We start from the raw sequence: 26,862 nt of genomic DNA, 5'->3' as shown, positions 1-26,862 counted from the left end.
CATCCCGCACCCGGCGCACCCGGCGGTCCGCCGGACGGAGCGCAGGGTGCGGGGCGGGTCACCGACCCGCCCCGCCGGGCCCGTCGCAGGCCTCAGGCCTCGCGGGACCCCTCGTACATCTCCTCGATCAGGTGCTTGAACTCACGCTCGACCACCGGCCGCTTCAGCTTCAGGCTGGGCGTGAGGTCGCCGTGCTCGACGTCGAGGTCGCGGGGCAGGATCCGGAACTTCTTGACCGTCTGCCACCGCTGGAGGCCCTCGTTCAGGGTCTGGACGTAGGTCTCGATCAGCCGGTCGGTCTCCGGCGCGGCCAGGACCTCCTTGTACGTCCTGCCCTCCAGCCCGTTCTCGGCGGCCCAGCCCAGGATCGACGGCTCGTCGAGCGCGATCAGCGCCGAGCAGAAGTTCCGGTCGGCGCCGTGCACGACGATGGTCGACACGTACGGGCAGATCGCCTTGAACCGGCCCTCGATCTCCGCCGGGGCGACGTACTTGCCGCCCGAGGTCTTGATCAGGTCCTTCTTGCGGTCGGTGATGCGCAGGTAGCCGTCGGGCGAGAGCTCGCCGATGTCGCCCGTGTGCAGCCAGCCGTCGGACTCCAGGACCTCGGCGGTCTTGTCCGGCTGCCCGTGGTAGCCCTGCATGATGCCGGGGCCGCGCAGCAGGACCTCGCCGTCGTCGGCGATGCGGACCTCGGTGCCGGGGAGCGGCTTGCCGACCGTGCCGGTGCGGTAGGCCTCGCCGGGGTTGACGAAGGAGGCCGCGCTGGACTCCGTCAGGCCGTAGCCCTCCAGGATGTGGATGCCCGCGCCGGAGAAGAAGAAGCCGATGTCGGGGGCCAGGGCGGAGGCGCCGGAGACGGCCGCGCGCAGCTTCCCGCCGAAGGCGTCGCGGAGCTTGGAGTAGACGAGCGCGTCGGCGATCTTGTGCTTGGTGGTGAGGCCGAAGGGGGCGGTGGCCCGCCCGGTGCGGCGGTAGTTGTCCTGCGTGACCTTGGCGTACTCGCGGGCGACGCCGGCGGACCACTGGAAGATCTTGTACTTGGCGCCGCCGCCGGCCCGGGCCTTGGCGGCCACGCCGTTGTAGACCTTCTCGAAGATGCGCGGTACGGCGGCCATGTACGTCGGCTGCACGACCGGCAGGTTTTCGATGATCTTGTCGATGCGGCCGTCGACGGCCGTCACGTGACCGGCCTCGATCTGGCCGGAGGTCAGCACCTTGCCGAAGACGTGGGCCAGCGGCAGCCAGAGGTACTGGACGTCGTCCTTGCCGATCAGGCCGGTGGCGGTCATGGCCTTGGCCAGGTAGGACCAGTTGTCGTGCAGCAGCCGTACGCCCTTGGGGCGGCCGGTGGTGCCGGAGGTGTAGATGAGGGTGGCGAGCTGCCCGGAGGTGATGGACGCGATGCGCTCGTCGACGGCCTCGGGGTGCTTGGCGAGGTACTCCTTGCCCTTCGCCTCCAGGTCGGCCAGGGAGAGCACCCAGCCCTCCGGGTCGCCCTCGGCGGCGACCGCGTCGGCGGCGTCCAGGACCACGACGTGGCGCAGTCCGGGCAGGTCGGCGCGGCGCTCGCGGGCCTTCGCCAGCTGCTTGGCGTCCTCGGCGATGAGCACCCGGCTCTCGGAGTCCGCGAGGATGAACGCCGACTCGTCCGCGTTGGTGCTGGGGTAGATCGTGGTGACCGCGCCGCCGGCGCACATCACGCCGAGGTCGGAGAGGATCCACTCGACGCGGGTGTTGGAGGCGAGGGCGACGCGCTGTTCCGTTTCCAGCCCGAGGGAGATCAGTCCGGCCGCGATGGCGAAGACCCGCTCGGCGGCCTGGCTCCAGCTCAGCGACTTCCAGTCGTCCGGCGCGCCCTGACCGCCGGCCGCGGGCACCGGATACCGGTAGGCCTCGTCGTTCGGCGTCGCGGCGACGCGCTCACGGAAGAGCACCGCCACGGTGGGCGGGCGGTTCTCGAGATAGGTCTGTGTGTCGCTCACGACATCCTCCGGACCGGTCCACGCGGCAGTGCGTGGGCGTGGGGCGCTGGGGGCGCTTGGGACTGGCGGGTTTGCAGCCGTTGACTTTCTTAACTGACGAGTAACCGTTGAGCAGTGATCAGACTAGAGCGCGTCCGGCGTGCGCGTAAGAGCCAGTGAGCGGCCGGTTCATAACGAAACAGGCCCCCGCGCCGATGCGCGGGGGCCTGTGTACGCCGGGTGACGGAGAGGTGGCTACTTCTTCTTGGCGCCGGACTCGTCACTGGAGAGGACGGCGATGAAGGCCTCCTGCGGGACCTCCACGGAGCCGACCATCTTCATGCGCTTCTTGCCTTCCTTCTGCTTCTCCAGCAGCTTCCGCTTACGGGAGATGTCACCGCCGTAGCACTTGGCGAGGACGTCCTTGCGGATGGCGCGGATGGTCTCGCGGGCGATGACGCGGGAGCCGACGGCCGCCTGGATCGGCACCTCGAAGGCCTGCCGCGGGATGAGCTCGCGCAGCTTGGCGACGAGGCGCACGCCGTAGGCGTAGGCCGCGTCCTTGTGGCAGACGGCGGAGAAGGCGTCGACCTTGTCGCCGTGCAGCAGGATGTCGACCTTGACCAGGCTGGAGGCCTGCTCGCCGGTGGGCTCGTAGTCGAGGGAGGCGTAGCCGCGCGTCTTGGACTTCAGCTGGTCGAAGAAGTCGAAGACGATCTCGGCGAGCGGGAGGGTGTAGCGGATCTCGACGCGGTCCTCGGAGAGGTAGTCCATGCCGAGGAGGGTGCCGCGGCGCTGCTGGCACAGCTCCATGATCGCGCCGATGAACTCGGTCGGGGCGAGCACCGTGGCCCGGACGACCGGCTCGAAGACGTCCTTGATCTTGCCTTCGGGGAACTCGCTCGGGTTGGTGACGGTGACTTCCTTGCCGTCCTCCAGGACCACCCGGTAGACCACGTTGGGCGCGGTCGCGATCAGGTCGAGGCCGAACTCGCGCTCCAGGCGCTCGCGGACCACGTCCAGGTGGAGCAGGCCGAGGAAGCCGACGCGGAAGCCGAAGCCGAGCGCCGCCGAGGTCTCGGGCTCGTAGACCAGCGCGGCGTCGTTGAGCTGGAGCTTGTCCAGGGCCTCGCGCAGGTCCGGGTAGTCGGAGCCGTCGAGCGGGTAGAGGCCCGAGAAGACCATCGGCTTCGGGTCCTTGTAGCCGCCGAGGGCCTCGGTCGCGCCGTTGTGCAGGCTGGTGATGGTGTCACCGACCTTGGACTGACGGACGTCCTTCACGCCGGTGATGATGTAGCCCACCTCGCCGACGCCGATGCCGTCGGCCGGGGTCATCTCCGGGGAGGAGACACCGATCTCCAGCAGCTCGTGGGTGGCGCCGGTGGACATCATCTTGATGCGCTCGCGCTTGTTGAGCTGGCCGTCGACCACACGGACGTACGTCACGACGCCGCGGTAGGAGTCGTAGACCGAGTCGAAGATCATCGCGCGGGCGGGGGCGTCCTTGACGCCGACCGGGGCCGGGACGGTGGCGACGACCTTGTCCAGCAGGGCGTCCACGCCCATGCCGGTCTTGGCCGAGACGCGCAGCACGTCGTCGGGGTCGCAGCCGACCAGGTTCGCGAGCTCCTCGGCGAACTTCTCCGGCTGGGCGGCCGGCAGGTCGATCTTGTTGAGGACCGGGACGATCGCGAGGTCGTTCTCCATCGCCAGGTACAGGTTGGCGAGGGTCTGCGCCTCGATGCCCTGGGCGGCGTCCACGAGGAGGATCGTGCCCTCGCACGCGGCGAGGGAGCGCGAGACCTCGTACGTGAAGTCGACGTGCCCGGGGGTGTCGATCATGTTGAGGATGTGGGTGCTGCCCTGACCCTCGCCCGTGGTGGGCGCCCAGGGCAGCCGCACCGCCTGGGACTTGATCGTGATGCCGCGCTCACGCTCGATGTCCATGCGGTCGAGGTACTGGGCGCGCATCTGCCGCTGGTCGACGACACCGGTGAGCTGGAGCATCCGGTCGGCAAGGGTCGACTTGCCGTGGTCGATGTGCGCGATGATGCAGAAATTGCGGATCAGCGCCGGGTCGGTACGGCTCGGCTCGGGCACGTGGCTGGGGATCGCGGGCACGCAGTGTCCTGATTCTCGGGTCGCAGTCGGAAGCGTCTTCGGAGCGTCGGTCGGAGCGGACAGTCCGGCTCCGGTCGCTCTCGGCGGCACGATGTCGGTCCATACGCAGGCTCCCATGGTCCCATGGACGGGGCAGTGCGCTCGGTTTGGGCCGCCAGGAGCGTGCCTGGTAGCCTGGGCAGCTGTGTCTCGTATGCCCTCTCAGCTGTCGAGGCACAATCCGAAGATCAAACTCTGAACCTGAAAAGGCTCTTTCGTGGCGAACATCAAGTCCCAGATCAAGCGGAACAAGACCAACGAGAAGGCTCGCCTTCGCAACAAGTCGGTCAAGTCCGAGCTGCGCACCTTCATCCGCAAGGCCAACGAGGCCATCCTCGCCGGCGACGCGGAGAAGGCCACCGCCGCGGCCCGCCTGGCTTCCAAGAAGCTGGACAAGGCCGTCTCGAAGGGTGTCATCCACAAGAACGCCGCCGCCAACAAGAAGTCGGCGCTGGCTTCCAAGGTTGCCTCCATCTGAGTTCCGCACTCGATGTGATCGCCGGAAGGGACCCAGCGGGCCCTCTCTCCCGCTCCTGACCGGCACCCCGCTCCGCACACGAAGCGTTCGCCACGCGGGTGCGGAGCAACACCAGCAGTGACCGAAGGCCCCGTCCGTCCCCCTTCCCCAGGGTGACGGACGGGGCCTTCGTGCTGCCGGGCCCGGCCCGGCGCCCGCCCCGGCCGGGTGGGGCCGGGGCGGGCGGGGCGCGGCGCGGCGGGCAGGGCGGGCGGGAGACGTGTGGCGTGCGGATCGAGGCGAGCGGGCGGCAGCCTTCAGGGCACGGGTCAGCGGCGCTGGGGGCGGGCCGCGCGGGCCACAGCGACGACCGCCTTCTCCAGCGCGTACTCGGGATCGTCGCCCCCGCCCTTGACCCCGGCGTCGGCGGCGGCCACGGCGCGCAGCGCGTCCGCGACGGCGTCCGCCGACCAGCCCCGCATCTGCTGGCGGACCCGGTCGATCTTCCACGGCGGCATGCCGAGGTCGCGGGCCAGGTCCCCGGGCCGGGCCCCGCGCGGGGCCGAGGCGAGCTTGCCGATCGCGCGGACCGCCTGCGCGAGCGCGCTGGTGATCAGGACCGGGGCCACCCCGGTGGCCAGGGACCAGCGCAGGGCCTCCAGGGCCTCGGCCGCGCGCCCTTCGACCGCCCGGTCGGCGACCGTGAAGCTGGAGGCCTCGGCACGGCCCGTGTAGTAGCGGCCGACGACGGCCTCGTCGATGGTTCCCTCGACGTCCGCGCACAGCTGGGCGGCGGCGCTCGCCAGCTCCCGCAGGTCGCTGCCGATCGCGTCGACCAGCGTCTGGCACGCCTCCGGGGTCGCCGACCGGCCCAGCGTGCGGAACTCGCCCCGTACGAACGCGAGCCGGTCCGCCGCCTTCGTCATCTTCGGGCAGGCGATCTCCCGGGCGCCCGCCTTGCGCGCCGCGTCCAGCAGGCCCTTGCCCTTGACCCCGCCCGCGTGGAGGAGGACCAGCGAGATCTCCTCGTAGGGTGCGGCGAGGTAGGCCTTGACCTCCTTGACCGTGTCGGCGGACAGGTCCTGCGCGTTGCGCACGACCAGCACCTTGCGCTCGGAGAAGAGCGAGGGGCTCGCCAGCTCGGCCAGCGTGCCGGGCTGGAGCTGGTCGGAGGTGAGGTCGCGGACGTCGGTGTCGGCGTCGGCGGCACGGGCGGCCGCCACCACCTCCCGCACGGCGCGGTCGAGCAGCAGCTCCTCCTGCCCCACCGCAAGGGTGATCGGGGCGAGGGGATCGTCGGTGGAGTTCTTCCTGGTGGCCATCGCCTCCAGCATCCCACGCCGCACTGACAGCACCCCGCGCCCCGGACCGCTTCACCGGGTGTCCGACAATGGCCGGGTGAACGTGCGACATGTACTCGTCCTGCCCGACCGCGACGCCGCCGAGGAGGTGGCGCAGGAGGCCGTCGACCGCTTCGGACTCCCGGAGGAGCCGCAGTTGGTCCGCGACGCCCTGGCCGGCGAGGACGACGCCGAGGACGCCCAGTGGCTGGTCGTCGTCGAGGATCCGCGGGAACGGCTCGACGCGACCGCCCTGGACGAGCTCGCCGCCGAGTACGAAGGCTGGCTGGAGGCCCCCTGAGCCCCGTCCGGGGGCAGGGGGGTCAGGCCTTGTGCACGATCTGGATGTCCAGCGTGACGTCCACGCTCGAACCGATCGCCGCGACCCCGTGCGCCAGCATCGACTGCCAGTTGAGGGTGAAGTCCTCGCGGTGCAGCTCTGCGGTGGCCCGGCAGGCCGCCCGCACCTCGCCCTCCATGCCCGTCCCGAGACCCAGGTACTGGGTGTCCAGGGTCACCGACCGGCTCACGCCGTGGAGGGTCAGCGCGCCGGCGACGGCCCAGCGGCTGCCGCTGCGGTGGATGAACCGCTCGCTGTAGAACTCCACCGTCGGGTGGCGGACCGCGTCCAGGAAGTCCCCCGACCGCAGGTGGTCGTCGCGCAGCCGCATCCCGGTGTCGATGCTCGCCGCATCGATGATCACGTGCATGGAGGAGTCCTCCATGCGGTCGGCTATCCGCACCGCCCCGGCGAACGTGTTGAACCGTCCGTTGATCCGGGCCAGGCCGATGTGCCGGGCCGTGAAACCGATGGACGAGTGCGCCGGGTCGAGCTCCCAGTGCCCGGGCTGCGGCAGGACCGGCGGCTCCACCGCGTCGAGGACGATCTCCCCCGTACCGGGCTGCGCCGGGTCTCCCACGAGCGTGACCCCGTGGAACGGCGTGTACCCCTCGGCGGTGACCGAGAGCCGGTACTCCCCTTCCGGAACGGCGGCCGTGAAGCCCCCGAAGGGATCGGTCTCGCCGCTGACGATCCGGCGGCCGATCGGATCCGTCACCTCGAACGCGGCCTGCCGGATGGGCCGGTGGACCGTGTCGAGGACCCGGCAGCTGAGCAGACGCGCCGTCGGCGGCAGCGTCAGTGTCGCGGATGTGTGCGGGCTGGAACTTCCGGCCGACTCCATCCCCCGTCGGCGACCGAACATGACGTGTGCACCCCCGTGCTGTGTGGACTTGGACCGTTCTGGCGACGACGCATTCGATCATGCTGCCGGGTTGTGGGCAAACAGAACACTCCCGCCCGGTATGCCCGCGTCGGTCACGCCGTCTCCTGGCTGGAAACGCACGCAGCCGAACGCCGGTTCCACTGACGGCGATCGATCCGTCGGTGTCGGTGCGGAGCACCGTCGCCCCCACGGCCCGCAGGCGGGCGAGCGTACCCGGCGCCGGATGTCCGTAGCGGTTTTTTGTACCGACGGGAACAATCGCGAGCCGCGGCCGGACCCGCTCGTGCAGGGCGGGGTCCTGGTGCGCGGAGCCGTGGTGGGCGACCTTGAGGACATCGACCGGGCCCAGCTGCGGATGCTCCCTCAGGAGGGCCTGCTGCGCCTGGGGTTCGAGGTCGCCGAGCAGCAGCAGGGTCAGTCCCGCACCGCGCACCAGCAGCACCACGCTCGCGTCGTTGGGTCCTTCGAAGGGCGACCCGGCCGACGGCGGCCACAGCACCTGCCATTCGAACGGGCCCGCCCGGCGCCGCTCCCCCTGCACGGCCGGTACGACCGGCACGCCCGCGGCCGCCGCGGTCCGCCGGACGAACTCGGCCTGGCCCCGGGGCTCTTCCAGCACGGAGGCCTGGATCATCCCCACGGAGCGGCCCCGCAGGACGCCCTGGAGCCCTCCCACGTGGTCCGCGTGGAAGTGCGTCAGCAGCAGCATCGGCACCCGCCGCACTCCCAGCTCGCGCAGGCACTCGTCCACCGGCCCGGGCTCCGCGCCCGCGTCCACCACCAGCGCCTCCCCCGGGCCGACGGCGAGGACGGCTGCGTCCCCCTGTCCCACGGCGCACTGGACGTAGCTCCAGTCGGGCGGTGGCCAGCCGGTGAGCGTACGGGTGAGCTGCGGCGGCCGCAGTACCGCGAGGAGCAGCAGCACCGCGAGGGCGCAGCACAGCCACCGCTGCCGCCCCCACCGGGCGCCGAGGACGACGGCCGTCAGGGTCGCCGCGGCCAGCAGCAGGCCGCCGGTGAGACCTCCCGGCCAGGGCAGCTCCGCCCCGGGGAACCCCGCCCCGGCCCGCGCGACGGCCGCGATCCACCCCGCGGGCACCCCGGCGCACCGGGCGAGCAGCTCCGCGGCGGGCATCGAGAGCGGGGCCACCGCCAGCGCGGCGAAGCCGAGGACGGTCGCCGGGCCCGCGGCCAGCTCGGCCAGCAGGTTGCAGGGCACCGCCACCAGGCTGACCCGGGCCGCGAGCACGGCGACCACGGGCGCGCACACCGCCTGGGCGGCAGCAGCGGCGCCCACCGCCTCCGCGAGGCGGGGCCCCATCCCCCGCCGCCGCAGGGCGCCGCTCCACCGGGGAGCCAGGGTCAGCAGCGCCCCGGTGGCGAGGACGGAGAGCAGGAAGCCGTAACTGCGGGCCAGCCACGGGTCGTAGAGCACCAGCAGCAGGACCGCGGCTCCCAGGGCGGGGACGAGGGACCTGCGCCGGCCGGTGGCGATGGCCAGCAAGGTGACCGCCCCGCAGGCCGCCGCCCGCAGCACGCTCGGCTCCGGCCGGCACACCACCACGAACGCCGCCGTCAGGGCCGCCCCGCACAGGGCGGTCGTCCGCAGCGAGAGTCCCAGCCGTGGCGCCAGCCCGCGCCGCTCGGCCTGCTGCGCGCGCCCCGGGGGCCCGATGAGCAGGAACAGCACCACGGTCAGGTTCGAACCGGAGACGGCCAGCAGGTGGAGCAGATCGGTGGCCCTGAACGCCTCGTGCAGGTCGGGCGGAACCCTGGAGGTGTCCCCGACGACCAGCCCCGGCAACAGGGCCCGCGCGTCCGGCGCGAGCCCCTCGGTGGCCTCGCGCAGCCCGGCCCGCAGGCGCCCGGCCAACCGCTGGGCGGCATCCGGGCCGCGGGTCACCCCCGGCACTGTGTCACCGGCCGGGCGGAGCAGCGCCACGGCCCGCTCCCCGTCCCGGGCCGGGGCCAGCCGGGCGGCGACCACCACCCGGGTGGAGGGCAGCAGCCGGGCCCATCCCGCGTGCCCCGCCAGTACCCGCACCGGGGTCTCGACCCGGGTGCTCGCCCCGTCGGGCCCGGTCACCCGGGTCACCACGGCGTCCAGCACCACCACCGGCGGCCCGCTCCCGCTGCGCGCGGTCCTGGGATCGGAGCCGACGGTGAGCTCCGCGAGGACCCGGGCGTGCTCACGGGCGAGCCCGGCGACCGGCCCGGCCCGCGCCTCGGCCAGCTGGAGCCCCGCCACGCCCGCTCCGGCGCCCGCGGACAGCAGGGCCGCCGCCACGGCCGGGGCGACCTTCCACAGCGCCCCCGGACGGCCGCCATGGACCAGCATCAACAGCCCCGCGCAGACCGCTGCCAGGCCCACGCCGAGGGCCGTCCGCCCCAGGGGCACGTCGAGGGCGAGGGCGGCCGCCGCCCAGGCTGCCACGGCCGGCACCGCGATCCGCAGGTCCGTCGGGCCCGCCCGCTCCTCGCGGTTCACAGCCGCACCAGCTCACGCAGGTCGGCGAAGCGCCGCTCGCCGATGCCGGTGACCTGCCGGAGCTCCTCCACGGAACGGAAGCCGCCGCGGGCTGTGCGGAAGTCGACGATGTGCCGGGCCAGGACCGGCCCCACCCCCGGCAGGCCGTCCAGCTGCTCGACGGTGGCCGAGCCCAGACTGAGCGGCCCGGCGGCCGGCCCGCCCGCGGCCCCGCCGGGCGGCGGCTGCGGCTGCGGCTGCGCCGTGGCACCCACCAGCACCTGCTCGCCGTCCACCAGCACCCGGGCCCGGTTCAGCCCGGTGGTGTCCGTGCCCGGACGCACTCCCCCGGCGGCGGCCAGCGCGTCCTCGACCCGGGATCCCGCCGGCAGCCGCCGGACTCCGGGATCCCGGACCTTGCCGCCGACGTCGACGACGATCCGCGCGGGTCCCGCGCCGCCCCCTGCCGGAGCGGGCGTCCCGGCCGACGCCGCGGCCCCCGCCGGCACCACCGCGGGGGCGACCGGCGCGGGGGCCGAAACCCCCTGCGGCCGGGCCGACCAGTACTGCTGCCCGGCGAAGCCCACGGCCGCGACCAGTACCACCCCGATCGCGGCCACCGTCCGCGGTTCCACAGCGCAACGGGTCTGCAGCCACACCGGCAGCCGCTCCCGCACCGCGAGCCTGCGCGCGGTGGCGGCGGGCAGGGCGGCGGCCGCCCCGTCGGACGGCTCCGGCAGACCGTCCCTTCCCGACGGGGAAGGAGACGGGGACGGGGACGGGGAAGGGGACGGCAGCGAGGACGACGGCAAGGGCGGCAGGGGCGACGGCGGCGCTGATGCCCGCGGCGGGTCGGCACCGCCGAGCAGGGCTTCGGCCCTCCGCAGCACCGGATCCGGTCCGGGGTCGGGTTGCGGGCGGGGACGTGCGGCCGTGCCGCGGAGGCCGTGGCGGCGCCTGCCGCGGGCGGTGCCGTGCCGCAGGCGGCTGTCGGAGAGAGGGGAACGGCCCGGGCCGCTGGTGGCCCCCGAGGGATACGGAGTACGCGTTCGAAGAGTCATGCCACGACCGTAGGGGCAGATCCCGACCCCCGTTCGGAGCCTTCAATTCCGGTGGATGACAGTCCCGTTGTGGATATCCGGGCCACCCGTTCCGGTGATCAGCGGGGCGAGACGACCGCCGCCAGGAGCCCCGGTCCGGTGTGCGCGCCGATCACCGCGCCGACCTCGCTGACGTGCAGCTCGACCAGGCCGGGGATGCGCTCGCGGAGCCGCTCGGCGAGCTTCTCGGCCCGCTCCGGTGCCGCCAGGTGATGCACCGCGACGTCCACCTCGGCGGAGCCGGCGCGCTCGACGGCCAGCTCCTCCAGGCGGGCGATGGCCTTGGAGGCGGTACGGACCTTCTCCAGCATCTCGATGCGCCCGCCGTCCAGGGTCAGCAGGGGCTTCACCGCCAGGGCCGAGCCGAGCAGGGCCTGCGCGGCCCCGATCCGGCCGCCGCGGCGCAGGTAGTCGAGGGTGTCGACGTAGAAGTACGCGGCCATGTCCGCCGCCCGCTTCTCGGCGGCCGCCACGGCCTCGTCCACGGAGCCGCCCGCTTCGGCGACCTCGGCCGCGGCCAGCGCGCAGAAGCCGAGGGCCATCGCGACCATGCCGGTGTCCACGACGCGTACGGGCACGGGAGCGGTCCTGGCGGCCACCACGGCGGCGTCGTAGGTCCCCGAGAACTCGGCGGACAGGTGCAGGCTGACGATGCCGGTGGCCCCGGCGTCCGCGGCCGCCCGGTAGGCCCGTACGAACTCCTCCGGGCTGGGGCGGGAGGTGGTGACGGAGCGGCGCTTCTGCAGGGCGAGGGCGAGGCTGCGCGCCGAGATCTCGGTGCCCTCTTCGAGCGCCTCGCCGCCGAGGACCACGGTGAGCGGGACGGAGGCGATTCCGTGCCTCGCCATGGCCGGTCGGGGCAGGTAGGCCGTGGAATCGGTGACGATGGCGACATGGCGGGACATGAGGCGGAGGTTACCGCCCGTCGGCGCGGCGCGGCAGCCGGGGCCCCTGGCCGGGGCGGGGCGGGACGTCCTCGGCCCCTGCCGGGCGGGTGGGCAGAGCCTACGGAGCGCGTTGCGGGCGGTCGGCACCGGGGCCCTGGGAGCCTCTCCCCCGCCCCTTCCCTGGACCCGGGGCGCTGCCCCGGCTCCCTGGGGCTCCGCCCCCCGTCCGGCCCGTGAGCGGCCCACGGGCCGGTCGACCACGGTCCGCACGGGCTCGTGCCCGGCGCAACCGGCACACCCGAGGCCCAGCCCGCCCGAGGCACGTCGGCCCCCCGGCTCGGCACGCCCAAGGCACAGCACGCCCGAGGCCCGGCGCAACCGGCACGCCCGAGGCCCGGCGGGCCCAGGCCCGGCGCAACCGGCACGCCCGAGGCACAGCACGCCCGAGGCCCGGCACGCCCGCTGCACCCGGCGCGCCCGGCTGGCACCGGGCAGGTACCCGGTAGTGCAGTGGTGCGGCTCAGCCGGCGCTCTCCGGGCGGGCGGCCTTCTGCCACGGGTATTGCATCGTCGGGGTCGGCGGGTTCAGCGCCGGCGGGGGTGTGGGCGTCGGGTTCTGCTTCGGGGCCGGCGCCGCGTCCCACTCGGCGGCCGCCGCCGCCAGGTCGTCCACCGGTTCCCGGGACCAGTCGCGCAGGGCGCCGGACTCCATCTCGATCTGCTCCGACAGCAGCGAGATCTCGTCCTCCGCGAAGCGCCGGGCCCGGTCGCGGGCGGCCCACCGCAGCGAGTCCGCCGCCTGGATGATCTTGGCCGCGCGCTCGCGCAGATCCGGCAGCAGCTCGGCGGTGCGCTGCCGGTCGGGCTCCTGCTCCAGCCGCTTCAGCTCCCCGTCGAGCTCGTGCCCGTGGGCGCTCAGCCGCTCGAACAGCCCGAGGGACTCCCGCAGCGAGGCGTCCACCTGGGCCCCCTCGGCCAGCGCCTGCTGGGTGGCGCGCATCGACGTGCGCAGGTCGAGACGCAGCTGCGCCAGGGACCCCGCCACGCCGACCTGGCCGAAGCTCTTGGCGCGCAGCGTGGTGTCCTCCACGCTGCGCCGCGCCTGGGCGACGGTGCGCTCCACGCCCCGCTTGGCCGCGCCCACCGCCTTGACCGTGAGGTACGCGCCGAGACCGACGAAGGTCAGCAACATCAGCGCGAAGATGATCAACGCGGCCTCCATGACGGGCCCCTTTCCCCAGGCGTCGGTTCTTCCCCTCCACGGTAAACGCCACGGGCAGGCCAGGGGTTCCATTCGAACCCCCAACCTGCCCGTACGGGATCCCCCCTATGCGGGGGCCGCGCGCCTTCCGGCGGCTCAGATGACGATGTTCACCAGCTTCGGCGCGCGCACGATCACCTTGCGGATCTCCGCGCCGCCCAGCGCCGCCACGACACCGGCGTCGGTCACGGCCAGCTGCTCCAGCTCGGCGTCCGTGATCGTCGGCGGCACCTCCAGCCGCGCCTTGACCTTGCCCTTGACCTGCACGACGCACGTCACGCTCTCGTCCACGACGTACGCCGGGTCCGCGACCGGGAAGTCCTGGTGGACCACGGAGTCGCTGTGGCCCAGCCGGTGCCACAGCTCCTCCGCGATGTGCGGGGCCAGCGGGGCGACCAGCAGCACCAGCCGCTCGGCGACCGAGCGCTCCAGCGGGCGGCCCGCCTTCGTCAGCGCGTTGTTCAGCTCGGTGATCTTGGCGATGGCCGTGTTGAACCGCAGCCCCGCCAGGTCCGCCCCGGCGCCGTCGATGGCCTTGTGCAGCGCGCGCAGGGTGTCCTCGCCGGGCTCGCCGTCCACGACGGTGACCGCGCCGGTCTCCTCGTCGACGATGTTGCGCCACAGGCGCTGCAGCAGCCGGTACTGGCCGACCACGGCACGCGTGTCCCACGGACGGGAGACGTCCAGCGGGCCCATCGCCATCTCGTACAGGCGCAGCGTGTCGGCGCCGTACTCCTCGCAGATCTCGTCCGGCGTGACGGCGTTCTTCAGGGACTTGCCCATCTTGCCGTGCTCGCGCTTGACCTGCTTGCCCTCGTAGAAGTACGCGCCGTCGCGCTCCTCGACCTCGGCCGCCGGGACGTACACGCCGCGCTCGTCGGTGTAGGCGTACGCCTGGATCATGCCCTGGTTGAACAGCTTGTGGAACGGCTCGACCGAGGACACGTGGCCCAGGTCGAACAGCACCTTCGACCAGAAGCGGGCGTACAGCAGGTGCAGCACCGCGTGCTCGGCGCCGCCCACGTACAGGTCGACACCGCCGTGCGGAGCGCCCTCGCGGGGACCCATCCAGTACTGCTCGATCTCGGGGTCGACCAGCGCGGAGGAGTTGTTCGGGTCCAGGTAGCGCAGCTCGTACCAGCAGGAGCCGGCCCAGTTGGGCATGGTGTTGGTCTCGCGCCGGTAGGACTTCACGCCGTCGCCCAGGTCCAGCTCGACGTTGACCCAGTCGGCCTTGCGCGACAGCGGGGTCTCCGGCTGCGAGTCCGCGTCGTCCGGCTCGAAGGTGCGCGGCGAGTAGTCCTCGACCTCCGGCAGCTCCAGCGGCAGCATCGACTCGGGCAGGGAGTGCGCGACGCCGTCCTCGTCGTAGACGATCGGGAAGGGCTCGCCCCAGTACCGCTGGCGGCTGAACAGCCAGTCGCGCAGGCGGAAGTTGACCGTCCCCTCACCGATGCCGCGCTCGGCCAGCCACTCGGTGATCGCGGCCTTCGCCTCGGCGACGCCCAGGCCGTCCAGCGAGATGCCCTCGCCCGTGGAGTTGACCAGCTTCGCGTCGTAGGAGGCGAAGGCGTCGTCCCACTCGGCCGGGTCGGTGCCGCGGCCGTCCGAGGGCTGCACGACGCAGCGCATCGGCAGCTCGAAGGCGCGCGCGAACTCGAAGTCCCGGCTGTCGTGAGCCGGAACGGCCATGATCGCGCCGGTGCCGTAGCCCATCAGGACGTAGTCGGCGATGAAGACCGGGACCTTGTCGCCGCTGACCGGGTTGACCGCGTACTCGCCGGTGAAGACGCCGGTCTTGTCCTTGGCCTCGGCCTGGCGCTCGACGTCCGACTTCGAGGCGGCCTGCTTGCGGTAGGCGGTGACGGCCTCGGCCGGCGTGGCGTGCCCGCCCGTCCAGACGGCGTGGGTGCCCTCGGGCCAGGCGGCCGGGATGAACTTCTCGACCAGCGGGTGCTCGGGCGCCAGCACCATGTAGGTGGCGCCGAACAGGGTGTCCGGGCGGGTGGTGAAGACGGTGATGGCCTCGTCGCCCAGCGCGAAGTCGACGCGCGCGCCCTCGCTGCGGCCGATCCAGTTGCGCTGCTGCAGCTTGATGGCCTCGGGCCAGTCCAGCGCGTCCAGGTCGTCCAGCAGCCGGTCGGCGTACGCGGTGATCCGCATGTTCCACTGGCTCAGCTTGGACTTGAAGACGGGGAAGTTGCCGCGCTCGGACCGGCCGTCGGCGGTGACCTCCTCGTTGGCCAGTACGGTGCCCAGCCCGGGGCACCAGTTGACCGGCGCGTCGGAGGCGTAGGCCAGCCGGAAGCCGTTGAGGACGTCGGAGCGCTCGGCGGCGGTCAGCCCGGCCCAGGCGCGGCCGCCCGGGACCTCACGGGAGCCGTCCTCGAAGGCGGCGACCAGTTCGGCGATCGGCCGGGCCCGCTTCGCGTCCTCGTCGTACCAGGAGTTGTAGATCTGCAGGAAGATCCACTGGGTCCACTTGTAGTAGTCCGGGTCGATCGTCGCGAACGACCGGCGCTTGTCGTGGCCCAGGCCCAGCCGGCGCAGCTGGAGCTTCATGTTCTCGATGTTCGCCTCGGTCGACACGCGCGGGTGCGTGCCGGTCTGCACGGCGTACTGCTCGGCCGGCAGGCCGAAGGCGTCGAATCCCAGGGTGTGCAGGACGTTGTGGCCGGTCATCCGCTGGTGGCGGGCGTAGACGTCGGTGGCGATGTACCCGAGCGGGTGACCGACGTGCAGGCCCGCACCGGACGGGTACGGGAACATGTCCATGATGAACTTCTTGGGCCGCGCGACGACCGCGGGGTCCCCGGCCAGGTCACCGGTCGGGTTCGGGGCCTCGTACGTGCCCTGCGCGTCCCATACGTCCTGCCAGCGTGCCTCGATGTCGGCGGCCATGGCAGCCGTGTAACGGTGCGCCTCGGCCGCCTCGGGGGCCGGGGTGTTCGTCTCGCTCATGATTTCTGAAGCTCCATCGATCGTCTCTGCCGTCTCTGCCTGCCCAAACGAAAAAACCCCTCGCACAGGAGGGGGCGCCGCGCCGAGGCCGACCGTTCGAAGGTCGGTACTGTTCAGCGCGGCTCGGTAAGCAGGAGGCGTACGGCACGCATGGCGTCAGGGTACCGCAGCGGCCCCGGCCGACGCTCGGCCGTTCCACCCGGTGACACAACGAGAAGCGGGCCACCCGATCCGGGTGGCCCGCTTCTTCACTGTGGAGCTAAGGAGAATTGAACTCCTGACCTCCTGCATGCCATGCAGGCGCTCTACCAACTGAGCTATAGCCCCTTGCCCTGCTTGCCGCTTCGGTTTCCCTTGCCGGTTCCCCTTGGCGACGTCCCAAACATTACACGGTCATGGCCCTGGTCCAAAAATCGGTTTCCACCAACCAAGGGCCATGTCCGATTTGAGACGTTACGTCACGCTCTTGCGAACTGGTAGAAGCGTTTGAGCGTGCAGTGCTCGTCGAGCAGCCGTCCGTAGATCGGCTCCCCTTCCAGCTCGCGGTACGTCTCGATCGGGTCGCCTTTTATGATCAGCGCCCGCGCGCATTCCTCGCACCAGTACTGGTAGTCGGGGTTGACCGGGTCCATGTCCCGCACGATCGGCGTCCCGTTGTTGCACCAGTCGCACCGGCGCCGGTGTGCACCCATCCGTTCGCGACTCCCTCCCGCGTCGGGCCGTCGACTCCCCCTCCGGCCGTCCGATTCTGCCACGCCGGTGCGGGCCAGGTCAGCAAACGCAAAGGGTATAAAAACAAGGATCCCGCCCCCACTTGGGGACGGGATCCTGATTGTGGAGCTAAGGAGAATTGAACTCCTGACCTCCTGCATGCCATGCAGGCGCTCTACCAACTGAGCTATAGCCCCGCTCTCCGCTGCGCTTCCCCCGTCTCCGGTGTTCTTCGCTGCGAACAAGAAGAACTCTAGCCTGTGACCAGCCGGAAAGTGAAATCCGGGTCGGAGCCCTGGTGGGAGGCGGCAGGGAGCCCGCTCAGTCGTCGTCGCCGAGCACCGGTTCCGGCAGGGTGCCGGCGTTGTGCTCCAGCAGCCGCCAGCCGCGCGCGCCCTCGCCGAGCACGGACCAGCAGCAGTTGGAGAGCCCGCCCAGGCTCTCCCAGGAGCGCGCCTCCAGGCCCAGCAGACGGCCGATGGTCGTACGGATGGTGCCGCCGTGGCTGACCACGACGAGCGTGCCGTTCGCCGGCAGCCGGTCGGTGTGGTCCAGCACCACGGGCGCGGCGCGGTCGGCGACCTCGGTCTCCAGCTCACCGCCGCCCCGGCGAACCGGCTCGCCGCGCTTCCACGCCGCGTACTGCTCGCCGTACTTCTCGACGATCTCCTCGTGCGTCAGGCCCTGCCACTCGCCGGCGTACGTCTCGCGCAGCGCCTCGGTGTGCGTCACGGGCAGGCCCGTGACGGCGGCCAGTTCGGCCGCGGTGGCCGCGGCGCGCTTGAGGTCGGACGCGACGATGGCGTCCGGCTTCAGCGAGGCGAGCAGCCGCGCGGAGCGGCGCGCCTGCGCCAGGCCCGTCTCGGTCAGCTCGATGTCCGTGGACCCCTGGAAGCGCCGCTCCAGGTTCCACGAGGTCTGGCCGTGCCGCCAGAGGACGATCTTCCTGCTGGACCTGGCCGGACCGGCCGCTTCGGTCGCGCTCAGAACAGATCACCGTCCAGGTCGTCGTCGCCCGCCGCCTCGCGCAGCTTGGCGTGCTCCTCGGCCTTGCCGATGGTGAGCTTGGCGTCCTCGGGGAGCTCGATCTCGGGGCAGTCCTTCCACAGGCGCTCCAGCGCGTAGAAGACCCGCTCCTCGCTGTGCTGGACGTGGACGACGATGTCGACGTAGTCGAGCAGGATCCAGCGGGCGTCGCGGTCGCCCTCACGGCGCACCGGCTTGGCGCCGAGCTCCTTCTGCAGGCGCTCCTCGATCTCGTCGACGATCGACTTGACCTGGCGGTCGTTGGGCGCCGAGGCGAGCAGGAAGGCGTCGGTGATCGACAGCACGTCGCTGACGTCGTACGCGATGATGTCGTGCGCGAGCCGGTCGGCCGCGGCCTGGGCAGCGGTGGTGATGAGCTCGATGGAGCGGTCCGTGGCGGTCACTGGCCATGCTTTCGGGTTGGCGGGCAGATCCTTACAAGGGTCTCATGTACCGCCGACAGCGCCCGCGCGGAACGTTCCGCACGGGCGCCGGTGCCCTCTCCCGGCCGGACCGGGACCCGGTCAGGACGGCTTGTAGTCCTTCCCGAGGATCACCACGACCTCGGCGTTCACGACGTTCTCCGCCTTCTTCACGACCGTCTCGGGCAGCCCCAGCGTCTTGGCGACCTCGATCGCGCGGTCGCGCTGGGCGTCGTCCTGGTAGGTGATCTGCGAGGCCGCCGCGGTCTTGTCGGCCTTGCCGCCGTCCACGAAGGTGTAGCCGCCGTTCATCAGCGCCGCCTTCGCCGCGACCTGCGTCTTCTCGTCGCCGGTGGCGTCCTTGAGTCCGACGCGCGGGGTGGCGCCGGGCTGCGCCGCGTCGGCGGAGCCGCCGAGCACCTCCTTGACCACCTTCTTGTTGGCGTCCTCGGTGAGCGTCCCGTCCGCCTTCACCGCGATGGCGTCGGTGCGGTAGTCGCCCACCTTGGCGTGCGCGCCGAGCCGGGACAGCAGGGCGCCGAGGGTCTGCGCGTTCAGTGCGGGGTCGAGGATCTGGCCGATGCTCTCGACCGTGACCGCCCCGGCCTTCGGGTCGCTCGGGAACTTGCGCAGGACCGCGTGGAGCACCTTGCCCGTGCGCTCCAGCTGCTTGGCCTCCGGTTCGCCCTGGGCGCGGTACGTGGCGTACGCGACGGCCATCGGGCCGCTCAGGCTCTGCTTCTGCCCCTGGGCCACGGCCGGGGTCTTGGCCGCGTCGTCGGCCGGGACCGCGACGTCGGTGTCGGTCTCGATGCCGCCGACCAGCTCGACCAGGTTCTCCAGGAAGGGGGTGTCCAGGCGCCAGGTGCCGCCGATGTGGGTGCCGAGGACGGAGTCGAGGGCCTCGCGGGTGCCGAGGCCGCCCTCCTCGACCGCCTTGCCGAGTGCCGTGGCGGCGCCGTCCTGGCCGGCGACGGCGAGGGCGTTCGGCAGCAGGACGGTGGCGCCCTGCTTGGTGGTGACGTTGTCGACGAGGAGCGCCGAGGAGGTGCCGCCCTTCTTGGTGTTGTGCAGGTGCACGACGATCATGTCGCGTTTCTGCGCCGCGGCGTCCGCGGTGGCGGCGGTCTTCTCCCCGGGACCGTCGAGGAACGGCAGCTTGCCCGCGTACCAGAGGTAGCCGAGGCCCGCGACGACGAACACCGCGAGCACGACGATCAGCGCGACGACCCGGTTGCGGCCGCGGCGTCGGGCCTCCTCGCGGCGTTCGGTGCGGCTCTCGGTGAACTTGAGCCAGTCGATGACGTCCTCGGAGTCCTCGTCCGGCTGGTCGATGAACGCGAACATCTCGGTGCGGTAGTCCCGGCCCGCCTCGGAACCGCTCTCGGGGCGGCGCGGCTCGGGGACCTGGCCGGCCGGCCGCTCCGCCGGGGCGGAGGGCTGCTCGGCCGCCGGGGGCTCGGGCGCCGTCTGCTGCGGGATCCACTGCTGGGTCTGCTGCGGAGCCTGCTGGGCCTGCTGGGGGCTCTGCTGCGCGTCGTACCCGTAGGAGGGGGCCTGGGTGTACTCCTGCTGCCCGTACTCCTGGGCCGCCGGCTGCGGCTGCTGGTAGTACTGCTGCGGCTGCTGCTGGTCGTAGCCCTGGTAGTCGTAGCCGTACTGCTGCTCGTACTGCTGGGCGGGCTGCGCGGGCGCCTGGCCGTACACCGGCCGCCCGTACGCGTCGTAGCCGATGAGCTGCTGCTCGTGGGCTGCGTGCGGGTCGTATCGGCCGTACTGGTCCTGTCGGTCGTTCACCGCGGGGCCCCTCTCTCCGGAAGCTCAGGCTCCCCGGTACAGCTCACGCTTGTCGATGTAGCGCACCACGCCGTCCGGCACCAGGTACCAGACGGGATCCCCCTGGGCGACGCGCGTGCGGCAGTCCGTGGACGAGATCGCCAGCGCGGGGACCTCGACCAGGGAGACGCCGCCTTCGGGGAGTCCGTCGTCGGTGAGCACGTGGCCCGGCCGGGTGACTCCGATGAAGTGGGCGAGCGAGAAGAGCTCGTCGGCGTTGCGCCAGGTCAGGATCTGTGCGAGCGCGTCGGCACCCGTGATGAAGAACAGGTCGGCGTCGTCGTTCAGCGCCTTCAGGTCCCGCAGGGTGTCGATCGTGTACGTCGGCCCGCCGCGGTCGATGTCGATGCGGCTCACCGAGAACTGCGGGTTCGAGGCCGTGGCGATGACCGTCATCAGGTAGCGGTCCTCGGCGGGCGAGACGGCCCGCTGGGACTTCTGCCACGGCTGGCCCGTCGGCACGAACACCACCTCGTCGAGGTGGAAAAGGGCGGCCACCTCGCTGGCGGCCACCAGGTGTCCGTGGTGGATCGGGTCGAATGTCCCGCCCATCACGCCGAGCCGGCGCTTGACCGGACCGGTAGGCGTCTCCTGCTCTCCCATGAGCGCAGAGCCTACTGGCCCGGCGGACCGGTCCGACTAGCGGTCGCGGTTCAGGCGCGTGGTGACCCAGAGCATCAGCATCAGGATGACGAACGCGGCGCCGCCGGTCAGGTAGGGGTTCAGGCTGTCGTGGTTGCCGCCGTGCTGTTCGGCCCCCTCCGAGGCGAGGACGACCAGGTTGTGGGCGGTGGAGGAGAGGCTCATCAGGCAGGTACCTATCGAGTCGGGGAGCGGTCGGAGACTTCGCTCACATCGTATGCGGGCGCCCGGGGCACGCTCGCGCCGACTCAGGCGTTGGAGAGGATAGACGCAAGGTCGAGCAGTTCCATCAGGGGAGGGCGCAATGACGGAGACGGGTTTCGAGAAGGCACCGGCGCGGGACCGCAGGAGGTTCCCCGGTATCTCCTCGCGTGCGTACGAGCATCCGGCGGACCGTTCGGCCCTCGTGGCGCTGCGCAAGCTGACCGGCTTCGACACGGTCTTCAAGGCCCTCAGCGGACTGCTCCCGGAGCGGAGCCTGCGGCTGCTGTTCCTGTCGGACTCGGTGCGGGTGGGCGAGACGCAGTTCCCGCACCTGTACGCGATGCTCCGCGACGCCTGTTACATCCTGGACCTGGAGAAGGTCCCGCAGATGTACGTGCAGCAGGACCCGCGGCCCAATGCCATGTGCATCGGGCTGGACGAGCCGATCATCGTGGTGACCACGAGCCTCGTCGAGCTGCTCGACGAGGAGGAGATGCGGGCGGTGGTCGGCCACGAGGTGGGCCACGCGCTGTCGGGGCACTCCGTGTACCGCACGATCCTGCTGTTCCTGACGAACCTGGCGCTGAAGGTCGCGTGGATCCCGCTGGGCAATGTGGCGATCATGACGATCGTGACCGCGCTGCGGGAGTGGTTCCGCAAGTCGGAGCTCTCGGCCGACCGGGCCGGGCTGCTGGTGGGGCAGGACGTGACGGCCTCGATGCGCGGGCTGATGAAGCTGGCGGGCGGCAACCACCTGCACGAGATGAACGTGGACGCCTTCCTGGAGCAGGCCGACGAGTACGAGAAGGGCGGCGACCTGCGGGATTCTGTGCTGAAGATCCTCAACATGCTGCCGCGCACGCACCCCTTCACCACGGTCCGGGCGGCCGAGCTGAAGAAGTGGTCCGAGAGCCGGGACTACCAGCGGATCATGGACGGCCACTACCCGCGCCGCGAGGAGGACAAGGACACCTCGGTCACGGACTCCTTCCGGGAGTCGGCCGCGCACTACGCCGATTCGGTGCGCACCAGCAAGGACCCGCTGTTCAAGCTGGTGGGCGACATCGCGGGCGGAGCCGCCGACATGGGTGGCAAGCTGCGCGACAAGTTCACCGGCGCCGGGGGCGGCTCCGGCTCCGAGGGCAAGGGGGCTACGGGGCAGGGCTGACCGGGGCGCCCGGGGTCGCGGAGGGGGCCAGTACGCCGCACAGCCCGGCCGAGCGCCTCGGGTGGCCGCTGGCGTACGGATCGCTCGCGGCCGGTCCCACGGTGGTGGGACCGGCCCCGGCCAGGAGCGGGCGGAAGCCTCCGGACGGGTCGGCGGAGCAGTCCTGCGGTCCTGCCATCACGTAGGCCGATGCCAGCTCCAGCCGCCGGGCGCCCAGGTCGTCCCGGTCGAAGCGCAGCCGCAGCTCGCGCCGGACGGTGAAGAGCGACGCGCCCTCGGCGGCGGCCGGGGCTCCGGTGGCCGGCCGCACCGCGTACACGAAGGTGTGATCGGTGGTGACCTCCAGCACGTCCTGGGCCACCTCCTCGAAGGCGAGGGTGCCGCTCACCCGGACCCGGGAGTCGGCCATGACGGCGGTGGCCGGGTCGAAGCGGACGAGCCAGCCGGTGGCCGCGTGCCGGCCGTCGCCGGCGGGCGAGGTCATGCTGCGGTCGAACTGCTCCAGCTGGTCGGGGTCGAGCAGGACGCGCACCGGCCGCGTGGCGGATCCGGCCAGGACGTCGGGGTCCAGTGAGGACTGCACCAGGTAGTCCTTGGCGATGGACAGCGCGGTGACGACCTGGACGTCGGTGAAGTGGTGCGTGCGGCGCACCGCGGGGAGGGTGATCCCGGCCGCCCCGACCCGGTAGTCGGCGGCGGGGCTTTTCGCGAACAGTTCGGGCGGCAGCCCGCCGGGCACGGCGGTGGTCGGCGCGAGCGGGACCACGGTGCTGGTGAGCGGCTGGACAGGACCTCCGGGCGGGGGCACGTAGGGGTTGCGCAGCCCCATGTAGACGGCGGCGGCGAAGGCCGTGGCGATGAGCAGCACGAGCAGCATGCCCTGCCGGGCGCCGCGGCCGGGGGTGCTGGTCCGGGGTGCGGTACCGCCGGAGGACCAGATGGACCGGCTGCGGACGGCCCGGGCGTGCTCGCCCATCCGTTCCTGGGCGGAGTACTCCTGGAGCCGGGCAGCACGGACGAAGTCCTCGTCGAACACCACCGACCGGTATTCGTCCGACCGGAACTCCTCGTCGTCCCCGCCGGTGCCGTCGGGGGTGCCGTTGGGTGGATCTCCTGGCACGGCCATCGCTTCTCCCCGCTGTCCCCGCTTCAGAGAAGCCCCCAGCTCCGGCGAACGCGAGGGGGGTCGTACCTTCAGGGTTGGCGTACTGAGGGGTACGTAAACGCGCCGACGCCGGTGACTTCACCCCTGGGGGTGCTGGCGGGCGCCGGAGCGGGTTCCGCTTCACCCGCGGCACTGCGGTAGACGGCGCTGAAGGCGAGCGCGACCATGCCGAGGCCCATCACGAAGGCGAGCACCCAGGCGACGGGGCGCAGCCAGGGTGCGCGGCCGCGGTAGGGGCGCAGGCTGCCGCCGTAGGCCCCGTACGGGCCGTCGGGGTGGCCGTGGCCCCGCTCGTGGTCCCCGTCGTGATCCCAGCCGTACGCGTCGGCGTCGTACCCGTCCGGGTGGCCGTATCCGTAGCCGTCGTGGTCGTCGTCGCCCGTCCAGCCGCCGGCGACGGCCCGGGCGGCCTCCGCCTCGGCGCGCGCCCGGTCGGCGGCCCGCTGGCGCTCCGCGGCGCTCGGTTCATGGATCTCGGCGTTCCGGACGAAGTCCTCGTCGAACACCACGGAGGCGAAGTACTCTTCCGCGCCTCCGCGGTCGTCTGCATCGTCTTCGGGGGTCCCGTCGTCCGGGAACGGCTTGCCCCCCACGTCGTCCGGCACGGGGACAGCGTAGACCTGGGGGGAGCCTTTGGGCAGGGTGTCCGCCGAATTCCGGCCACACCGAGTTGGCGCTGCGACTACCGAACGTGACCGTCGCCGGTGACGATGTACTTGGTGGAGGTGAGCTCGGGAAGCCCCATCGGGCCCCGGGCGTGCAGCTTCTGCGTCGAGATGCCGATCTCCGCGCCGAAGCCGAACTGACCACCGTCGGTGAACCGAGTGGATGCATTCACGGCGACGGTGGTGGAGTCGACCAGCTGGGTGAAGCGGCGCGCGGCGGCCTGCGAGGTGGTGACGATCGCCTCGGTGTGCCCCGAGGTCCAGCGGCGGATGTGGGTGACGGCGTCGTCGAGGGAGTCCACGACCGCCGCGGCGATGTCGTACGAGAGGTACTCGGCGGCCCAGTCCTCGTCCGTGGCGGGCAGGGCGGTGACCTTGGCGCCCTCCGCGGCGGCGAGGACGGCCGGGTCGCCGTGGACGGTGACGCCGGCGTCGGCGAGCGCGTCGAGGGCGCGCGGCAGGAAGGCGCCGGCGATCTCGCGGTGGACGAGGAGGGTCTCGGCGGCGTTGCAGACCGAGGGCCTCTGGGCCTTGGAGTTGATGAGAATGTCCACGGCCATGTCGAGGTCGGCCTGGGCGTCGACGTAGACGTGGCAGTTGCCGGTACCGGTCTCGATGACCGGGACGGTGGACTCCTCGACCACGGTCTTGATGAGGGAGGCGCCGCCGCGCGGGATGAGCACGTCGACGAGGCCGCGGGCGCGCATCAGCTCGCGGACGGAGTCGCGGGACTCGCCGGGGACGAGCTGGATCGCGTCGGCGGGCAGTCCGGTGCTCTCGACGGCGTCGCGCAGGATGGCGACGAGCGCGGTGTTGGAGGCGTAGGCGGAGGAGCTGCCGCGCAGGAGGACGGCGTTGCCGGACTTCAGGCAGAGGGCGGCGGCGTCGACGGTGACGTTGGGGCGGGCCTCGTAGATGATGCCGACGACCCCGAGCGGGACGCGGATCTGCCGCAGGTCGATGCCGTTGGGCAGGGTGCTGCCGCGGACGACCTCGCCGACGGGGTCGGGGAGGGCGGCGACGTCGCGCACGTCGGAGGCGATGGCGGCGATCCGCTCCGGGGTGAGGGTGAGGCGGTCGATGACGGTCTCGCTGGTGCCGGCGGCGCGGGCCTTGTCCGTGTCCACGGCGTTGGCCGTGATGACCTCGGCGGTACGGGCCTCCAGCGCGTCGGCGATCGCCAGCAGGGCCGTGTCCTTGGCGGACCGCGGGAGTGGGGCGATGGCCGCGGCGGCGGTCCGGGCGCGGTGCGCGGTGGCGAGGACGGGCGAGGTGACGGTGGCGTCGTCGAGCGAGGTCATGCGGCCAGGGTAAGCCCACGCCGATGCCCCGCCGACGGGGCTTCCGTTCCGCGAGACGGGCCCCGCCGGACGCCGCTGCGCGGAGCCGTCTCCCCGCCCCGCCCTTTCTCCGTTTCCCGGGCGCTGCCCGGACCCGCGCCTCAAACGCCGGCGGGGCTGGAAGAGCCGGGGCGGGGCTTGAGGGGGGTCAGTACGGGTGGACGCCCACCGGGTGGGCCGGGGGTGGGCCGTAGCCCTCCGCGACGCGCAGGTGGTAGGTGGCGCGGTCGATGACCTCCAGGCCGACGATCTCCCACGGCGGCAGCTGCGCCGTGGACCGGTGCTCGCCCCACAGGCGCAGGGCGACGGCCGCCGCGTCGTGGAGGTCGCGGGCCTCTTCCCAGTAGCGGATCTCCGCGTGGTCGTCGGCGTACCGGCTGGTCAGGAGGAACGGGTGGTCGTGGGCCAGTTGCTCCAGTCCCCGCCGGACCTCGGACAGCGGGGCCGGCTTGCCGGAGACGCTCAGGGTCACGTGCCACAGGCGCGAGGCCTGCTCCTGCTCGTACCCGCCGCCGTCACCGTCCCCCGGACCGACGCTGGTCAACGCTCGTCTCACCAGCCGTCTCCTGTCTCCGCTACGCGTGTCCGCCTGCTCCGCCCCTCACAGTTGACCAGTCCCCGGGCGGCCGCGCTGCGGTTTTGCAGAACCTCAGCCCTGGAGCAGGACCAGATCGTCACGGTGGACGACCTCCCGCTCGTACGCGGGTCCGAGTTCCCGCGCGAGCTCGCGAGTGGAGCGGCCGAGGAGCTGCGGGAGTTCCTTGGCGTCGAAGTTGACGAGCCCCCGGGCCACGGCGCGGCCGTCGGCGGCGCGCAGCTCCACCGGGTCCCCGGCCACGAAGTCCCCCTCGACCGCGGCGATGCCGGCGGGCAGCAGCGAGCTGCCGCGCTCGGTCACGGCCCTGACCGCCCCGTCGTCGAGGACCAGGTGGCCCTGCGGGGTCGAGGCGTGCTGGAGCCAGAGCAGCCGGTCCGCGGAGCGGCGTCCGGTGGCGTGGAAGAACGTGCCGGTCCCGCGTCCCGCCAGGGCGTCGGCGGCCTGGCTGGCGGAGGTGAGCACCACCGGGATACCGGCGGCGGCCGCGATCCGGGCCGCCTCGACCTTGGTGACCATGCCGCCGGTGCCCACGCCCGCCTTGCCGGCGCTGCCGATGGTGACGTGCGCGATGTCCTCGGGCCCGCGGACCTCGTCGATGCGGGTGGTGCCGGGCTGCGACGGGTCGCCGTCGTAGAGGCCGTCGACGTCGGAGAGGAGGACGAGGAGGTCCGCGCGGACGAGGTGGGCGACGAGGGCGGCGAGCCGGTCGTTGTCGCCGAAGCGGATCTCGTCCGTGGCGACGGTGTCGTTCTCGTTGACGACCGGGACGGCGCCCATGTCCAGCAGCTGGTCGAGGGTCCGGTAGGCGTTGCGGTAGTGGGCGCGCCGGCTGGTGTCGTCGGTGGTGAGCAGCACCTGGCCGACGCGCAGGCCGTAGCGCGCGAAGGAGGCGGTGTAGCGGGCGACGAGGAGGCCCTGGCCGACGCTGGCGGCGGCCTGCTGGCGGGCCAGGTCCTTGGGGCGGCGGCGCAGGCCGAGCGGGGAGAGCCCGGCGGCGATGGCTCCGCTGGAGACGAGGACGATCTCCTTCTCACCGCCGCTGCGGACCTTGGCCAGGACGTCGACGAGCGCGTCCACCCGGTCGGCGTCGAGTCCGCCGGCCGCGGTGGTCAGGGAGGAGGAGCCGACCTTGACCACGATCCTGCGGGCGTCCACGACACCTTGCCTAGCCGCTGACACGTTCTTCCCCTTGCCCCTTGCCTTCACCTGCACTGCCTGCCACCTCAATCTACGGGGTGGCCGACGGGGGCCGCTCGGGGGTT

The 26,862-nt window shown here is 72.4% G+C and carries 22 protein-coding genes, 2 tRNA genes and 1 pseudogene; 3 read left to right on the top strand and 22 right to left on the bottom strand.

Annotated elements, in window-relative coordinates:
* Positions 1-92: 92 nt before the first annotated feature.
* Together AB0O53_RS23985 and lepA are read right to left on the bottom strand one after the other, a co-directional pair.
* Positions 93-1,985 carry an AMP-dependent synthetase/ligase gene (locus AB0O53_RS23985; RefSeq protein WP_350999978.1) on the bottom strand — a complete coding sequence of 631 codons (1,893 nt, stop codon included), beginning with the start codon at positions 1,983-1,985 and terminating at the stop codon, positions 93-95.
* 234 nt (positions 1,986-2,219) lie between these two features.
* Positions 2,220-4,085 (bottom strand): translation elongation factor 4, encoded by a 1,866-nt coding sequence (gene lepA, locus AB0O53_RS23980; RefSeq protein WP_030819275.1) that lies wholly within the window; start codon positions 4,083-4,085, stop codon positions 2,220-2,222.
* Between the two features lie 256 nt (positions 4,086-4,341).
* Between lepA and rpsT the strand changes: the two genes are divergently transcribed.
* Complete coding sequence (rpsT, locus tag AB0O53_RS23975; RefSeq protein ID WP_079426863.1) at positions 4,342-4,602, top strand: 30S ribosomal protein S20; 261 nt, start codon at positions 4,342-4,344, stop codon at positions 4,600-4,602.
* A gap of 308 nt (positions 4,603-4,910) precedes the next feature.
* On the opposite strand, the gene holA is transcribed toward rpsT, so the two are convergent.
* On the bottom strand, positions 4,911-5,903 hold the full coding sequence (gene holA / locus AB0O53_RS23970; protein WP_350999975.1) for a DNA polymerase III subunit delta: 993 nt from the start codon (positions 5,901-5,903) through the stop codon (positions 4,911-4,913).
* 76 nt (positions 5,904-5,979) lie between these two features.
* Here holA and AB0O53_RS23965 point away from each other — a divergent pair, with 76 nt between their 5' ends.
* Positions 5,980-6,222 carry a hypothetical protein gene (locus tag AB0O53_RS23965; protein ID WP_350999973.1) on the top strand — a complete coding sequence of 81 codons (243 nt, stop codon included), beginning with the start codon at positions 5,980-5,982 and terminating at the stop codon, positions 6,220-6,222.
* Between the two features lie 22 nt (positions 6,223-6,244).
* On the opposite strand, the gene AB0O53_RS23960 is transcribed toward AB0O53_RS23965, so the two are convergent.
* The 14 genes and pseudogenes from AB0O53_RS23960 to AB0O53_RS23895 form a co-directional block, all read right to left on the bottom strand.
* Complete coding sequence (locus AB0O53_RS23960; protein ID WP_403141905.1) at positions 6,245-7,126, bottom strand: YceI family protein; 882 nt, start codon at positions 7,124-7,126, stop codon at positions 6,245-6,247.
* 136 nt (positions 7,127-7,262) lie between these two features.
* Positions 7,263-9,635, bottom strand: a pseudogene (locus AB0O53_RS23955) (ComEC/Rec2 family competence protein); the annotation flags it as partial.
* Positions 9,632-10,675 carry a ComEA family DNA-binding protein gene (locus AB0O53_RS23950; protein WP_365198068.1) on the bottom strand — a complete coding sequence of 348 codons (1,044 nt, stop codon included), beginning with the start codon at positions 10,673-10,675 and terminating at the stop codon, positions 9,632-9,634. The pseudogene AB0O53_RS23955 and the gene AB0O53_RS23950, both read right to left, overlap by 4 nt.
* A 98-nt stretch (positions 10,676-10,773) precedes the next feature.
* Entirely contained in the window at positions 10,774-11,619 is an 846-nt protein-coding gene (locus AB0O53_RS23945) for a DegV family protein (protein ID WP_350999968.1), read from the bottom strand.
* A 502-nt stretch (positions 11,620-12,121) separates the two neighbouring features.
* Positions 12,122-12,823 (bottom strand): hypothetical protein, encoded by a 702-nt coding sequence (locus AB0O53_RS23940; RefSeq protein ID WP_365198065.1) that lies wholly within the window; start codon positions 12,821-12,823, stop codon positions 12,122-12,124.
* A 135-nt stretch (positions 12,824-12,958) separates the two neighbouring features.
* Positions 12,959-15,823 carry a leucine--tRNA ligase gene (gene leuS / locus AB0O53_RS23935; RefSeq protein WP_365198063.1) on the bottom strand — a complete coding sequence of 955 codons (2,865 nt, stop codon included), beginning with the start codon at positions 15,821-15,823 and terminating at the stop codon, positions 12,959-12,961.
* Between the two features lie 254 nt (positions 15,824-16,077).
* A tRNA-Ala gene (locus AB0O53_RS23930) sits at positions 16,078-16,150 on the bottom strand.
* A 131-nt stretch (positions 16,151-16,281) separates the two neighbouring features.
* The gene (locus tag AB0O53_RS23925; protein ID WP_008738908.1) at positions 16,282-16,515 is read right to left on the bottom strand and encodes a hypothetical protein; all 234 of its coding nucleotides are present in this window, start codon (positions 16,513-16,515) and stop codon (positions 16,282-16,284) included.
* A 143-nt stretch (positions 16,516-16,658) separates the two neighbouring features.
* Positions 16,659-16,731, bottom strand: a tRNA-Ala gene (locus tag AB0O53_RS23920).
* A gap of 124 nt (positions 16,732-16,855) precedes the next feature.
* Positions 16,856-17,521 (bottom strand): histidine phosphatase family protein, encoded by a 666-nt coding sequence (locus tag AB0O53_RS23915; protein ID WP_351000184.1) that lies wholly within the window; start codon positions 17,519-17,521, stop codon positions 16,856-16,858.
* On the bottom strand, positions 17,518-17,964 hold the full coding sequence (gene rsfS, locus AB0O53_RS23910; protein WP_030027741.1) for a ribosome silencing factor: 447 nt from the start codon (positions 17,962-17,964) through the stop codon (positions 17,518-17,520). Before rsfS ends, AB0O53_RS23915 begins: the two co-directional genes overlap by 4 nt.
* A 120-nt stretch (positions 17,965-18,084) precedes the next feature.
* Positions 18,085-19,779 (bottom strand): LCP family protein, encoded by a 1,695-nt coding sequence (locus AB0O53_RS23905; protein WP_350999962.1) that lies wholly within the window; start codon positions 19,777-19,779, stop codon positions 18,085-18,087.
* Positions 19,780-19,803: 24 nt separating this feature from the next.
* On the bottom strand, positions 19,804-20,421 hold the full coding sequence (gene nadD, locus AB0O53_RS23900) for a nicotinate-nucleotide adenylyltransferase (RefSeq protein ID WP_350999959.1): 618 nt from the start codon (positions 20,419-20,421) through the stop codon (positions 19,804-19,806).
* A gap of 36 nt (positions 20,422-20,457) precedes the next feature.
* Positions 20,458-20,625, bottom strand: a complete 168-nt coding sequence (locus AB0O53_RS23895) for a hypothetical protein (RefSeq protein WP_037631388.1) — start codon at positions 20,623-20,625, stop codon at positions 20,458-20,460.
* A 139-nt stretch (positions 20,626-20,764) separates the two neighbouring features.
* Between AB0O53_RS23895 and AB0O53_RS23890 the strand changes: the two genes are divergently transcribed.
* Complete coding sequence (locus AB0O53_RS23890) at positions 20,765-21,832, top strand: M48 family metallopeptidase (RefSeq protein WP_350999957.1); 1,068 nt, start codon at positions 20,765-20,767, stop codon at positions 21,830-21,832.
* Here the strand turns inward: AB0O53_RS23890 and AB0O53_RS23885 are convergent.
* The 5 genes from AB0O53_RS23885 to proB form a co-directional block, all read right to left on the bottom strand.
* Positions 21,816-22,958 (bottom strand): SCO2583 family membrane protein, encoded by a 1,143-nt coding sequence (locus tag AB0O53_RS23885; protein ID WP_350999955.1) that lies wholly within the window; start codon positions 22,956-22,958, stop codon positions 21,816-21,818. The two genes, AB0O53_RS23890 and AB0O53_RS23885, sit on opposite strands and share 17 nt — an antisense overlap.
* Positions 22,959-23,026: 68 nt before the next feature.
* A complete protein-coding gene (locus AB0O53_RS23880; protein ID WP_350999953.1) occupies positions 23,027-23,602 on the bottom strand; it encodes an SCO2584 family spore wall biosynthesis protein in 576 nt (191 codons plus the stop codon).
* 77 nt (positions 23,603-23,679) lie between these two features.
* Positions 23,680-24,963, bottom strand: a complete 1,284-nt coding sequence (locus AB0O53_RS23875) for a glutamate-5-semialdehyde dehydrogenase (RefSeq protein ID WP_365198057.1) — start codon at positions 24,961-24,963, stop codon at positions 23,680-23,682.
* Between the two features lie 187 nt (positions 24,964-25,150).
* The gene (locus tag AB0O53_RS23870; protein WP_351000182.1) at positions 25,151-25,546 is read right to left on the bottom strand and encodes a DUF8830 family protein; all 396 of its coding nucleotides are present in this window, start codon (positions 25,544-25,546) and stop codon (positions 25,151-25,153) included.
* 105 nt (positions 25,547-25,651) lie between these two features.
* Positions 25,652-26,779 carry a glutamate 5-kinase gene (gene proB, locus AB0O53_RS23865; RefSeq protein WP_350999949.1) on the bottom strand — a complete coding sequence of 376 codons (1,128 nt, stop codon included), beginning with the start codon at positions 26,777-26,779 and terminating at the stop codon, positions 25,652-25,654.
* Positions 26,780-26,862 lie beyond the last annotated feature (83 nt).

Origin of the sequence: Streptomyces erythrochromogenes (genome assembly GCF_040684695.1) — a bacterium.
GTDB lineage: Bacteria > Actinomycetota > Actinomycetes > Streptomycetales > Streptomycetaceae > Streptomyces > Streptomyces erythrochromogenes_C.
This window is presented reverse-complemented; position numbering and strand designations above follow the sequence as displayed.